We start from the raw sequence: 13,226 nt of genomic DNA on the forward strand, positions 1-13,226 counted from the left end.
AGAAGCAGGATGTGATTCGCGGCCTGACGAACGCGCTCCGCCACATCCGCTAAGGTCTCGATTGCCCTATGAGGCAGGTGGGCTGCCGTGCCGTCCCGCGCGGCAGCCCCGGGGCGCGATTTCCAGCGTCAACGACTGACGATTTCGGGCAGTTTGAAGATGGGCAGGAACATGCAGATGACGATGCCGCCCACCACCACACCCAGGAAGACAATCAGAATTGGCTCAATCAGGGCCGTCAGTCCAGCCAGCGTCGTCGAGATCTCATCGTCCAGGAAGTCCGCGATGCGCTCCAACATGTTGTCAATCTTGCCGGTTTGCTCGCCGGCGGTCACCATGCGCACGATCATGCTGGGAAACACGGGATGTTTGGACAAGGCGGCGGCGATGCCCTCGCCCTGCTCAATGTCCACAGCCGCGGTCTTGATCGCCTTCTCCATGACCATATTGCCGACGGTCTGGGAGACGATTTGCAGCACGTCCAGAATCGGCACGCCGCTGCGGATGAGCGAGGCCAGCGTGCGGCTAAACCGCGCCAGGCAGATCTTGTGCGCCAGACTCCCAAAGATCGGCAACTTGATCCGGCGCGAATCCCAGAACATCCGGCCGGTCGGAGTCTTGATGAAATACCACCAGCCATAGCCGGCGCCGCCGGCAACCAGCAGAAGCAGCCACAAGTACTTCTTCACGAACTCACTGAGATTGATCAAATACTGCGTCGGGGCCGGCAACGTAGCGTTGAAGCTGGCGAAGATTTCGCCGAATACGGGCACCACTCGCACCAGGAGGAAGATGGTGATCAGGATCGCCACGACCGTCACCACTGCCGGGTACATCATCGCCGATTTGACCTTCTTCCTCAACCGAGCAGTGCTTTCCAGGTAGGTGGCCAGACGGGCCAGGATCTCCGCCAGCAAACCGCCCTTCTCGCCCGCGGCCACCATGCAGGTGTAAAGGCGGCTGAATGTCTTCGGGTGCTTTTGGAGCGCCTCGGAGAAGCTGTCGCCGCTTTCCACGCGGGCGCACACGTCGTGTATCACATCCCGCATCACCTTGTTGGTGGTCTGTTCGCCCAGCGCCTGGAGCGACTGGACCATGGCCAGGCCGGCGTCCACCATGGTCGCCAGTTGCCGCGTGAAGATGACCAGGTCGGCCAAAGCCACCCGGCCGCCGCTGTTCTTGCCCTGCCGGCCCACTTTTTCCTGGATCGAGAGGACCAGCATGTTGCGGTTCAGCAGCGCGGCGATTGCCGCCTGCTCCGTCGCCGCGTTCACCGAACTGTGAATTTCCCGGCCAGACACCGTTTCCCGTGCTACGTATACGAAGGATGCCATGATTGAGGTCCGTTCAAGGTTGACCGACCTCGGTCCTCGGGAGGATCGGGCGGTTTATGGAAATAGCGCCAAACATTTGCGGGTCCGAGTAAAGCAGCCTTTGTTCCAAACCTAAACAGGCCGCGAAATACCCCCTCACGTTCGAAATTAAGACGTTCCTCGCCTAAACCCGCGGAAAAGCAGGGGCGGCAAAAAATAGTGAAAAAAGTATTGTCAAAACCCCGGAGATGGCCTATTTATGCCGGAAAGTGCACCGGTTTTGGTGCTGGGGCAAACTGGTTTTGCCCCGAGAAATGCATAAATACAAAGTTATACAACTGAATCATACGATCAACATCGGAGGAACGAATGAAGTATAATAAATGGACAGTAGCACTGGCGGCCCTCGGGGTGGTCAGCTTTGCATCCGCTGCCAAAGCCGAGGAACAGGCCAGTTCGGTTATGACCGCACTCGCTTCCACGACCCTCAGTGGCTACGTGGATACATCGGCACAGTGGAACGTCGGCACGGGCAACAATAATCTGCCGCCGTATAAGTTCGGCGGCACGAGCAAGGCCGACGGATTCAACCTGAATGTTCTCCAACTCAGAATTGACAAGCCGCTGGACGAACAGGATTGGGCCGCCGGATACCGCGCGGACCTGTGGTTCGGACCGGATGCCAACGTGCTCGGGACAACCTCGACCGGCGCCTTCTCCAGCGACTTCGCGGTCAGGCAAGCCTATGTCGCGCTGCGCGCCCCAATCGGGACAGGGCTCGATTTCAAGATGGGTGTTTTTGACAGCATCATCGGGTATGAATCCATCGAGGCCGGCAATAACCCCAACTTCACCCGGTCGTACGGCCATTCGATTGAGCCGCAAACGCACACGGGTCTGTTGGCCACCTACCGTTTCTGCGATTTCTTCAGCGCCGCGGCTGGTGTAGCCGATACGTGGTCGCCGATAATCAATGACCGCTCGTTCTTCCCTCTCAACGCAGGCGGAGCCCAGGCGACGGCGGAATCTTACAAGACCTACATGGGTTCGGTGGCCCTGACCGCCCCGGATGAATGGGGCTTCTTGTCCGGTTCCACCCTGTATGCCGGAATTGTGAACGGGTTCGCGGATCGCAGTGATCTCGACACTACCGCCGGCAGCAGCGATAGCACGACTGTGACCAGTTACTACGTTGGCGCAACGATCGCCACGCCGGTGACGGGTCTGCGGGCTGGTGCGTCGTTTGACCTGCTTGATATCCATCATGCGGCCAATAACACCTGGGCGGTAGCCGGCTATCTGTCGTATCAGGCGACCGAGAAGCTCAGCTTCCACGGCCGTGCCGAGTACTTTAAGGACAAGCTGGATGCCACAGATGCATTGCTGTTCAATCCCGATGGTGGCTTGGGTGGTGCGGGCAAGGCTGAGGTTCTGGCGCTTACTGCCACAGCTCAATACGACCTGTGGAAGAATGTTATCAGCCGCTTGGAGTTCCGTTGGGATCATTCCCTGCTCGGGAACGATCTGTTCGGCGGTGATCCTAATGCCGCAGCAGGTACTGCGGACGCGGCAGCCGACCTACAGAACGCCTGGATGGTGGCGCTCAACGTCATCTACAAGTTCTAAGCTGAGTTAGAACCAAACTTGAGACCCCTCCCGAGAGAATCGGGAGGGGTTTTTTCATGGAGCGGCTGGAGAACTCCTTGCTCCACCACCACCCCCGCTTCTCCTTCGCTTCCCGGTCAATCCTTGCTGTCGCATTTTGACCATCGGGAGCAGGAATCAGCGGTTCAACCAGCTCTACCCCTGGGCGCCATGGTTGCTAAGCGCTGCATTTGCAGCAGGTTGCATTTTCTGCTGCACCCGGCATGCCGGCTGCGATACGCTTTCGACGCATCGCACCTGCGGCTCGGAACCCCGCGGGGCGCGTCTTAAGTGGAAACCAGCAAGCAACGTATAACTGTAGAGCATGAATTATAATTCCTGGACAAAAGCCCTGGCGGGTATTGGGTTGGTTACTTTGCCGGCAGTGGCCGTGGCTGAGGAACAACCGAGTGCCCTGATGACCGGACTGGCTTCGACGACGCTGGGCGGCTATGTGGACACGTCCGCCCAGTGGAACTTCGGCACAGGCAACGCCAACACACCGCCCTATGCCTTTGGCGGGACCAGCAAAGCCGACGGCTTCAACTTGAACGTGGTCAAGCTCGCTCTCGAAAGGCCGGTTGACATCAAGGACGGGTGGGCGGCGGGATACAAGGTGGAGCTGTTGTTTGGCCCGGACGCGAACACTCTGGCCACGCAGTCCTCCGGCACTGCGGCTGACTTCGGCATCAAGCAGGCCTACGCGGCTTTGCATGCGCCCATCGGCAACGGCATGGATTTCAAGGTCGGGGTGTGGGATACGATCATTGGGTATGAGGTGACGGATGCCATTGCGAATGCGAACTTCACCCGTTCCTACGGCTATACCATCGAACCGCCGGCCCACACGGGCATTCAGGCCGCCTACCAGATCAGCGAAGCCTGTGCCGCGATCGCCGGGGTCGCCAACACTTTCGGCCCGAAGATCAACGAGCGCGCTTTCCTTTCGCCGACCAATCCCCAGGCCGAATCCTACAAGACCTATATGGGCTCGATCGCGCTGACCGCGCCGCAGAGTTGGGGTTTCCTGGCGGGCTCAATGCTCTGTGGCTGCGTGATCAACGGTTTCAGCTCGGGCGCCAACGCCGGCAACGGCGCCAACCAGACCAGCTGGTATGTGGGCGCCACAATCAACACTCCGCTCAGCGGGCTAAGGCTGGGCGCGGCTTACGATTATGCCGGCGTGAGCCGGCAGGACCCATTCGGCGCCAACTACGCCAACGCAGTAGCCCTGTATGCCTCGTACCAGGCCACAGAGAGACTGAGCCTGCATGCCCGCGGCGAGTATGCTTCGAGCGACGCGCAAACCGCCGGTGCCACGCCGCTGCTGGGCGCCACCAAGGTATTCGCGACGACCGCCACCGTGCGATATGACCTGTGGAAGAACGTATTGAGCCGGATCGAGTTCCGCTGGGATCATGCCGCCGGGGGCCAACCCGCCTATGGCGGGACCACCCCGGGTGCCCCCACGCTCAAGAACAGCTATATGCTGCTGGCAAACATCGCGTACACATTCTAGCCCGGCTGGTTCACGGCGGCGGGGTCGCCGTTTCTGTCGGCGTTCCTATTTCTCCCGTCGAATGAATGCGGCGACTGCCGTTGGCGGTTCAGGCTCAGCCCAGAAAAGCTCGCCATCCGTACAATTCCGGATAACTACCTGATTGCCTGTGGCCGTTTATGTGGTAATAGTGGATGTTGCCATGGCAGCGGTTTCAACAGACACGGGCTTTATTGTTTGGGGTATTGACCAGACCGCATACGGACCCGTCGAGCTTCCCACCCTCGTCTCCTGGGTCAAGGACGAGCGCGTCACGGCTGACACCTGGATCTATGCCGCCCAAAACGCCTCCTGGCAGAAGGCCGCGGACGTACCCGAACTTCAGATGTTCTTTCGTTCAAAGCGAGGAGCGCGTCCTGCCGACACGGACGCGGTGACCAGCCTTAGGGGAATTGATCCGCGGGCGTTGCGCCGGATCAAGATTCTGGCCGGCATGACTGACGACCAGCTTGAGCGTTTTGCCCAGTTCGTGGAAGTGGAGAAGGTCCCCCAGTGGTCGGTGATCGTCAAGCAAGGTGACCCCGGAGACGTGATGTACTTCATCCTCGACGGCGAACTGCGTGTGCGCTTGAGCGTGATGGGCAGCGAGAGCATCCTGGCCACGCTGAGCGCCGGGGAGTTTTTCGGCGATGTATCCTTATTCGACCATGGGCCGCGCTCGGCGGACGTGGTGGCCAATTGTGACAGCACGGTGGTGAAGATTTCCGCCGCTGCATTCGATGAACTGGCCAAAGCCGCACCGGACATCGCCACGCCGTTTCTGCGCGCAGTGGGCCGGACCCTCTCGGCGCGCATCCGCACCGACAACAAGCGTTACGGCGACTCGGTCAAGTTTGCCCGCACCGCCGGCTGACGCCTTACCCGAGAGAGGCGGTCGCGCTCCGTTTGGCGTTTCAATCCCCCAGCAGTTTCTTCAGTGTGTCGCGGGCTTTGGCTTCGCGCGAGGTGTCCTCCACGGGCGGGGTAAATTCGCGCCGGACGAACTCGAAGTACTCGCAGTAGTTGGCCAGGTGCTTCTCGGCCACCGGCTCAGCGCGGCGGTCGCGGCATTGCTCGGCAACCCGCGGGTCGTAGCTGACGCAGTTCAGGCACACCTTCAGGTCCGAGTTGCAGCGGGGGCAGGATTCCGAGCGGCCCGGAGCACCCGGCAGCTTGTACTCGGTGCCGCACTTCCAACAATGTCGGGTCTTAGCCATGCGGCGCATTCTAAACCGGCCAGCCGGCTTTTCCAGAGGAGAATAGAACTGCCCCGTAAGGCCTTCAGTCTTGGGTGGAGCCGGAACTGAACGAATCGTATTGTCATTCGCAACGAGTTCATTCCATGCTTGGGCCATTGCATGAGGAACGAGAACGGTGACCCGCCGGATGTCGGGAAGAGGCCGCGCTACACCTGGCCGTGGATTGTGCTGGGGGCGGTCGTCCTGGCGATTGCGTTGGCGGTAGCGTGGATGAGCAAAGAGGTCGAGCGGACACGCCGCATCCGCGACGCAAGCGCCCCCGCGCCGCAAACCAATCACGCCGTCCCGGATATGCCCCGGCGCTGAGCGGGGCGCTTCTCCCGGCGTTCTTCTATTTGGCTGATTGCCGTGTGGCTGGTTTGATCGGCCAGTGCTCCGACTCGGTCCGCGCGGTCTTCAGGTAGTTCTCGATCCTGGCCACAACCGAAGGATTCCTCTCCGCCACGTTTTCCTTCTCGCCGGGGTCAGTCTGGAGATTGAAGAGCTCGAGCGGCGCGCCAGCCGCAAGACGGACGGCCTTCCACTCCCCCATGCGCACCGCCTGTTGGAAGCCGCGCTCGTGAAATTCCCAGTAGAGGAACTCATGCCCATTGGTTTGCGGCTTCCCCAGGAGCGTCGGCAGAAAGGACAAGCCGTCGAGCGGTTCGTCCTTCGGCAGTTTCGCCTGGGCAACTTCGGCGACGGTGGGCAGAAAGTCCCAGAAAGCCCACGGTTGATCATTGACGGTGCCGGCTTTGATTTTCATTGGCCAGCGCACGATCATCGGCACGCGAATGCCACCTTCGTACAGATCGCGCTTGATGCCGCGCAGGGGGCCGGCGCTCTGGAAGAACTGCGGCGTCACCCCGCCCTCTTTGTGAGGGCCGTTGTCGCTGGAGAAGAACACGATGGTGTTGTCCTCGATCTTCAACTGCTTGAGCTTGTCCATGAGCTTGCCGATATCGGCGTCCATGCGTGTGATCATGGCGGCTTTGTTCTTCTCCGGTTGCGGCCAGGATTGGTCGGAGTAAGGGGCATCACTGGGGACCTGCATGCCATTGCCGGTGCTCCGGCCTTCCTCATTGTTGGCGTGGGGAATGGTATAGGCCAGGTAAAGGAAGAAAGGGCGGTATTTATTGAACTGGTCCGGCTTGTTGATCTGGACAAAGTTGAGCGCAACGGTGGTGAACAGATCACTCATGTAGCGACCTTTCCGGCCCCCCTGGTTCTCGGGAAAGTCCCTCCGTCCATCGAAGCCCGGCTTGGCCTCGCCCGGCGGATCGTAGCGCCAGAGAAAATCCGTGTAGTAATCGTGGGCGTGAACCTGGTCCAGATAGCCGATGAATTCATCAAACCCCTTCTTCTGGGGAACGCCAGTGGTGTGCTCGTTGCCCAGTCCCCATTTGCCCGCCAGGCAGGTGCGGTAGCCGGCCTGGTGGAGGACCTCGGCCACAGTCAGGTCTTGCGGGCGCAATGCCACCTTGGCATTGCCGCGGATCAGCGCGTGGCCCGTGTGCCGGCCGGTCATGAGCACGCAGCGCGAGGGCGCGCAAACCGTGCTGCCAGCGTAGAATTGGCTGAACCGCATGCCGTCAGCGGCCAGCTTGTCCAGGTTGGGCGTCTTGATCTTCGTCTGGCCGTAGCAACCCAGGTCGCCGTAGCCGAGGTCGTCGGCAAGGATGAAGATGATGTTGGGCCTGCGCGCCAGAGCAGCCGACGGGCGGTTCGTGGAGGCGCTCAACGCCGGGAGCGCGAGGCTGCCCGCCAGGCCCAGAACCAATCCGCGGCCTGCTCGACGCCAGATTCCCAGGAGCTTGCGTGTCATGGCAGGAAATCTGAGCCAGGCACCGCGCGTCGTCCAATCCAATTACTTGCTTCCCGAGAGTGGTTTCGGCTGGGCCTTCTCCCATTCGGCGCGAGTGACCTCCTTTACCTCATGTTTGAACACGAAGACGCCTTTCTTGTTGCCGACGACGATATCGGGATACTTGGGATTGCTGACGCAGCCGACGGTGACTTGCGTGCCGACGCCGGAGTCATCGTCAATGGGAATGGGGATGAACTCGGCGTGGTCGTTGGCGGGACGCACGAGCTTAAACCAGTAGAGCACCGCGGCGGCATTGGAATCGGGGTCGGGACCGTCCTTGCCGTGCGCCCAAAAGCGTTTGCCGGTGACGAAGTCCATCAGGCCATCCTTGTCCATATCCACCAGGGCGAAGGCGTGCGGTTGTGAGAACTGCACGCCGTAGCGGTTCTTCAATGCGTCCTTGTTCAGAATGACGTGCTCCAGGAAAGTGATCTTGCCGTCCCGCCGCGCCTGTTCGTACCAGGAGATGCCGTAGCCGTGGGCGTTGATGCAGGTAATCACATCGTTGAGGCCATCTCCGTTGACGTCATAAACGAGCATCTGCGCGGCGGCAGGGGCAAAAGGAAAGGGATGCTTCGTCCAAACCGGATCGTTGGCCACCGAGGCGGGTTGCTCCCACCAGCCATCCTTCTCGAGGATATCAACGCGGCCGTCGCCGTTGATGTCGCCGCTGCCGATGCCGTGGCTGAAGCGCTGGTAATCGCCCTTCGGCGAGACGGCGTGGAATTTCCAGGGCGCAGCCGGATTCTTCCAGTCGGCCTCGGCGTAGCCGATGTAGCCGCGGGAGCAGCAGAGGATCTCCGGCTTGGCGTCGCCGGTGACGTCAGCGAAGCCGGGCGACTCGTTATCGAGCACGTCGAAGACGACATGGCGCTGCCAGCGGCCCGGCCGGTTCTTCGGGTTCTCATACCAGGGCACCTCTTTGCCGGGAAAGCCATACACCATCACATCGGTCCAGCCATCCCCATTGAAGTCGTAGGTGAACGTGAGGAAGCAGTCCGAATAGGCATTGTTGACCCCCAGGGCGCCTTCGAAGCCAGGGATGGTCTGTTCCACGCCGTCGGCCTTCTTGCGCTTGAAGCTGGCGTTGGCGGCGTAGATTTCATGGCGCTTCTTGAAATCCGGCCCCTCATACCAATAGGCGCCGGAGACAACGTCCATCTTGCCGTCGTGGTTGAAATCGCCGATGTCGGCGCCCTCGGCCCAGAACTGATCGGTGGCCCGGACTTTCTTGAAGCTATGGAGCAACTCGGTGGTTCCGGCTAGCGCTGAAGCGACCGAGAGAAGAACTGCGGCCAGGAGAATTCGAATCATGACGCTATCCTTGGCAGTTCGGGCGTGGCGGGTCAAGCCGGAGTGGCGCGGAAAGGCCGGTTTTTGAACAGGTACGAAGCGGGCAGGATGCCCGCGGTCCGCCCTCGCAAGGGTGCGATGTGCCGGCAGAGGGCCGTTCAGCCTTCGTAGAGCTGGAACACGCTGGCGAGCATGACCACTTCGGGATGGGCGACCGTCAGCTTGGGAAGGATGAGGCGAATGCGCGACCGATAGGCGCCCAGCTTCTCTCGCAGCGGCCCCAGGTCACCTATGTTGTTCCAGTGGAGCTTGTTGAGGTCCAGCACCAGCCGGGCTTTGCTGCGGGCCAGGGACTCGCGAATTCGCTGCCCAAGCCGCTCAGATTCCGAAGTGGATAGCCGGCCTTCCAGTCGCATCATCACCTGCTGATTGGCATGCTGCCGCTCGACCTGAATGGAAAGGTCGGGAAACGCGGCTTTGCGACAGAGTTCCTCCCATAGATCGGCGCCGGCCCAGCGCCTGGCCGGCATTCGATAGGAAGTGCGTATTAGCTTGGGATGCTGGAAAAGGCCCAGCTTCAGCGTCAAGCCCGTCCACAACGCCGCGCCGACACCCAGCACCGATTTGAGCCGCTCGGCGAGCGTTGGGCTGCCCAGCTCGGCCTGGACGCCGCGCTCCAGCTGGCCAATCCAACGACGGATTGCCGCGTTGGGGCCGAGCAGCCTGCCCGCGAGGAACACCGGATACGACGCCCGCAGTTCCTTGGCGTAAAACCGGGCCTTCTGCCGCAAGAAGCGGTTCGGCGAATCCTTGAGCTTTCGGTAGCCGAGCAACCACGCCTCCACGGTGCGGAAGATGCTCGGGCCGAGCCGCTGGAAATCCTCTCTGAAGCACCAGCGTTGGAGTTCCTCGATTTGCTCGGCCGACAATATCGGGTGTTTGATCGTCGTGGCGAATCCGTCAGCCCGCCGGTAAAGGAGTTCGGTGTTATGGGCATACACATCCTGCCACAGGTTTTCCTTTATCACCCGCTGGTGAAAAGGTGTTCCCGGAACCGGGCCATAGATCAGGAATTGGGCCAGGGCCGGTTTGAGTTTCATCAGCCCAGCCAGCTCCTGCGCCACCACTTCCGGGGTCTGGTAGTCAAAGCCGACGATCATCGAGGTCAGAACGGTAATGCCGTGCTCGCGGAACTCCGTCAGGATCTCCTCGACCGGCCGGCCCTGCTGCTTGGCGTAGCCGGAGCGTGTCCCCTCGTAGCCGATCCAGAAGCCGTCGATTCCCATCTCCAGAATCTCCTCAACGGTATATTGGCTGATCGCTTTGATGCTGGAGAAGGCGAAGATTGAGAGGGTCTTGCCGGCCTTCATCACGCAGTCGCGGAACTCCATCGCCCGCTTCTTGTTGAGCAGGAAATCCTCATCAATGATGAGGAGGACCAGATTTGGGTCCATGTCCAGGTAACGCTCGACCACGCCATAGATGTCCTTGCCTTCGGGCAGCAGCCGGATGTGTTGGCGCTTGAAGAAGTGCGAAGTGCAGCAGAAATCGCAGCCGTTCGGGCAGCCCAGCCCGGCGAAGATCTGCCCCGTGGCGGAGACTTTTTGCCCGAATACCTTGAGCCAGCTCACCAGCAGCGGCTGCGTGTAAGGCATCGGCAGCTCCGGTTCGCCCAACAAGTCGCGGAAAAATGCCACCCCTTCCCCCCGGCAGAAGTAGTCCCCGTAGGGCTTGAGCTCTTCGTCCTTGAGCACCGTCCCGTAGCCGCCCAGGACGATCTTGCTGTTGGGGGCGTATTGGCGGATCAGCGCAACGGTCTCTTTCATCTTATGCATGACCGCCAGCAGGAAGGAGACGCCTACATAGTCGTAACCTTTCTTGAGTTCCTGAATCAGCTCGTGCTTCGATGGGTACTGCAGCACCACCGTCGGGGAGTCGAGATTCGCCGCGATGTACTCCAGGGAGTAATGAACGTTCACCGTGCGCGGGCTGAAGAGGCCCTGAGCGCGAGTCACTTGGCTGTACAGAAGCTCATAACCAACGGAGGGTGCGTCCCCTTGCCGCGGCCCTATCGGGCGGCAGACGCTGGTCAACAGGACTTTTTTGCTCATAGATTGCGTAACGCGGAATCTGTCGGGCACAGTGATATCGCTTTTCCGCGGCTCGAATTAGGCGAGATCGGACGAATGCGGCCTGGCAGCGGGCATTAGACGCGGAAAGCTGCGGGAGGTCAAACCCTCATTTCAGGAAATCCTTCACTCTGGCAGGGCGCTTTCGCCGGAAGCGCCACCGTTCGGCCGCCCCGGCGAACAGGCCCCCCAAGACTGAGGCACCCCACGCCCGAGCCAATTACGGCGATTTGACGGGGACAATCCGGCGGGACTCCGGTGTGTATCCCATGGGGAGCGCTCCCCATGGGATACACACCGGGGCATCACCGTGCCGTCACCGTAAACCCAAGCAAGAAGTGCCGGGGTCAGGGGGCTGGAAAGGGCAGGCAGGCAGCAATCACTGTCCAAAATATGGACAGTGCGCCGGTTTGAAGGCGGATACGCCATCCGGGCTGTGCGGGTGAAAGCCACCGTTGGCACCTTCCTGGTATCCGTGATAAACCTCTTCCTCCCGCGCAATCAGGGAACGGCGGTTCGACGCCGCGCTCGACGAATGCCTTCGCTAAACCTATTCTTTCGAGCATGACTGCTACTGCCAGCGATGCGGTGCCCGATGCCCGTGGCCACTTCGGCCCCTATGGCGGCCGGTTTGTGCCGGAAACGCTGATGCAGCCGCTGCGGGACCTGGAGCTGGAATATGTTCGCGCGCAGCGCGACCCAGGGTTCCAACTCGAGTTTGACTACTACCTTCGGGAGTTCTGCGGCCGGCCCACCCCGCTCTACTTCGCTGAACGCCTTACGCGCGAGCTGGGCGGCGCGCAGGTTTTTCTTAAGCGGGAAGACCTGCTTCATACGGGCGCCCACAAGATCAACAACTGCATCGGCCAGATTCTTCTCGCCCGGCGCATGGGCAAGACGCGCATTATCGCCGAGACGGGCGCGGGGCAGCATGGCGTCGCCACCGCCACCGTCGCCGCGATGTTCGGGTTGAAATGCGTCGTCTATATGGGCGCGGTTGACTGCGAACGACAATCCCTCAACGTCCTGCGCATGAAGATGCTCGGCGCGGAGGTGGTCCCGGTCAAGGCCGGCCAGCAGACGTTGAAGGAAGCGATCAACGAGGCCATGCGGGATTGGGTCACCAACGTCCGCACGACTCATTACATCCTGGGCACGGTCTATGGCGCGCATCCCTATCCGCTCATGGTGCGCAATTTCCAGCGTGTTATCGGCGATGAAGCTCGTCGCCAGATTCTGGAGCAGAAGCAGCGCTTGCCCGACTTGCTCGTCGCCTGTGTGGGCGGCGGCTCCAATGCGATGGGGCTGTTCTACCCCTTCCTTAACGACGAATCGGTGAAGATGATCGGCGTGGAGGCGGGCGGCGAGGGCATTGCCGCCGGCAAGCATGCCGCTCGGTTTCAGGGCGGCTCGCTTGGAGTCCTGCAAGGCACACGCTCATATCTTCTGCAGGACGAGTTCGGCCAGGTCCAACTCACCCACAGCGTCTCCGCCGGCCTGGATTACGCCGCCGTCGGCCCCGAGCACGCTTACCTGCGCGAGCTCAAGCGCGTGGAGTACACCTATGCTACCGACGACCAGGCCCTCCGCGCATTTACGGAACTCGCCCGCCTGGAAGGCATCATCCCCGCGCTGGAAAGCGCACACGCCGTTGCCGAGGTCATCCGCCGCGCGCCGAGCCTGCCCAAAGATCAGGTCATTATCATGAACCTGTCCGGTCGCGGGGATAAGGACGTGGCGCAAGCCGCCAGGTTAATCAAGCTCTGAGGCGGCGCCGGCCAGAACGGCTATTTCCGTTTGGAGCGGTTGGATCGAGGCACGGCGAGCTGGCCGACCGCAGTTGCCTTCACGCCGCCCCCGCCAGTGAAGTGAACCGTTTGCGTGTCAGACACCGCGCCGCTGGGCTTGTAGGTCACAGTGACAATCTGCGCCTCCTTGTGCCTGAGCGTATAATCTCCGCCGGAGAGAATCTGGAACGGGGCGGCGACCGTAGCCGCTCCAACCAGTTTGCCGCTGCCCATGTTCTCCACGACGAAGGCATTGGTCGCAGTGGCGCCGGCTGCCACCGGCCCGAAATTCAACGTCATCGGCGCAACATAGATCACGGGATTAGTGAACAGGGTCCCAGCGTCAGCCCGCGAGGTGACACTCAGCAACAGAACTCCTGCGGCAAGATTCAATAACCTCTGCATAAAGGTGGCGTGA

11 protein-coding genes are annotated in these 13,226 nt (G+C 61.0%); 5 read left to right on the top strand and 6 right to left on the bottom strand.

Going from position 1 to position 13,226, the window contains the following annotated elements; translation table 11 throughout:
• Positions 1–128 precede the first annotated feature (128 nt).
• The gene (locus P5205_02900) at positions 129–1,334 is read right to left on the bottom strand and encodes a type II secretion system F family protein (GenBank protein HSA09296.1); all 1,206 of its coding nucleotides are present in this window, start codon (positions 1,332–1,334) and stop codon (positions 129–131) included.
• Between the two features lie 348 nt (positions 1,335–1,682).
• Between P5205_02900 and P5205_02905 the strand changes: the two genes are divergently transcribed.
• From P5205_02905 to P5205_02915, 3 genes are all read left to right on the top strand, one after another.
• A complete protein-coding gene (locus P5205_02905; protein HSA09297.1) occupies positions 1,683–2,939 on the top strand; it encodes an outer membrane beta-barrel protein in 1,257 nt (418 codons plus the stop codon).
• A gap of 343 nt (positions 2,940–3,282) precedes the next feature.
• A complete protein-coding gene (locus P5205_02910) occupies positions 3,283–4,476 on the top strand; it encodes an outer membrane beta-barrel protein (GenBank protein HSA09298.1) in 1,194 nt (397 codons plus the stop codon).
• 148 nt (positions 4,477–4,624) lie between these two features.
• Positions 4,625–5,368 (top strand): cyclic nucleotide-binding domain-containing protein, encoded by a 744-nt coding sequence (locus P5205_02915; GenBank protein HSA09299.1) that lies wholly within the window; start codon positions 4,625–4,627, stop codon positions 5,366–5,368.
• 40 nt (positions 5,369–5,408) lie between these two features.
• Here P5205_02915 and P5205_02920 read toward each other — a convergent pair whose 3' ends face one another.
• Complete coding sequence (locus P5205_02920) at positions 5,409–5,711, bottom strand: hypothetical protein (GenBank protein HSA09300.1); 303 nt, start codon at positions 5,709–5,711, stop codon at positions 5,409–5,411.
• Between the two features lie 141 nt (positions 5,712–5,852).
• Here P5205_02920 and P5205_02925 point away from each other — a divergent pair, with 141 nt between their 5' ends.
• Positions 5,853–6,059: a hypothetical protein gene (locus P5205_02925; GenBank protein HSA09301.1), complete on the top strand. Its 207-nt coding sequence runs from the start codon at positions 5,853–5,855 to the stop codon at positions 6,057–6,059.
• Positions 6,060–6,084: 25 nt separating this feature from the next.
• Here the strand turns inward: P5205_02925 and P5205_02930 are convergent, their stop codons facing one another.
• The 3 genes from P5205_02930 to P5205_02940 all read right to left on the bottom strand — a co-directional run bounded on the left by P5205_02930 (position 6,085) and on the right by P5205_02940 (position 11,003).
• Complete coding sequence (locus P5205_02930) at positions 6,085–7,557, bottom strand: arylsulfatase (GenBank protein ID HSA09302.1); 1,473 nt, start codon at positions 7,555–7,557, stop codon at positions 6,085–6,087.
• 42 nt (positions 7,558–7,599) lie between these two features.
• Entirely contained in the window at positions 7,600–8,913 is a 1,314-nt protein-coding gene (locus P5205_02935) for a VCBS repeat-containing protein (GenBank protein HSA09303.1), read from the bottom strand.
• Positions 8,914–9,050: 137 nt separating this feature from the next.
• Positions 9,051–11,003: a hypothetical protein gene (locus P5205_02940; protein HSA09304.1), complete on the bottom strand. Its 1,953-nt coding sequence runs from the start codon at positions 11,001–11,003 to the stop codon at positions 9,051–9,053.
• Between the two features lie 582 nt (positions 11,004–11,585).
• Here P5205_02940 and trpB point away from each other — a divergent pair.
• On the top strand, positions 11,586–12,788 hold the full coding sequence (gene trpB, locus P5205_02945) for a tryptophan synthase subunit beta (GenBank protein HSA09305.1): 1,203 nt from the start codon (positions 11,586–11,588) through the stop codon (positions 12,786–12,788).
• A 20-nt stretch (positions 12,789–12,808) separates the two neighbouring features.
• Here trpB and P5205_02950 read toward each other — a convergent pair whose 3' ends face one another.
• Positions 12,809–13,213, bottom strand: a complete 405-nt coding sequence (locus tag P5205_02950) for a hypothetical protein (protein HSA09306.1) — start codon at positions 13,211–13,213, stop codon at positions 12,809–12,811.
• Positions 13,214–13,226 lie beyond the last annotated feature (13 nt).

Source organism: Candidatus Paceibacterota bacterium, assembly GCA_035452965.1.
GTDB lineage: Bacteria > Verrucomicrobiota > Verrucomicrobiia > Limisphaerales > UBA8199 > UBA8199.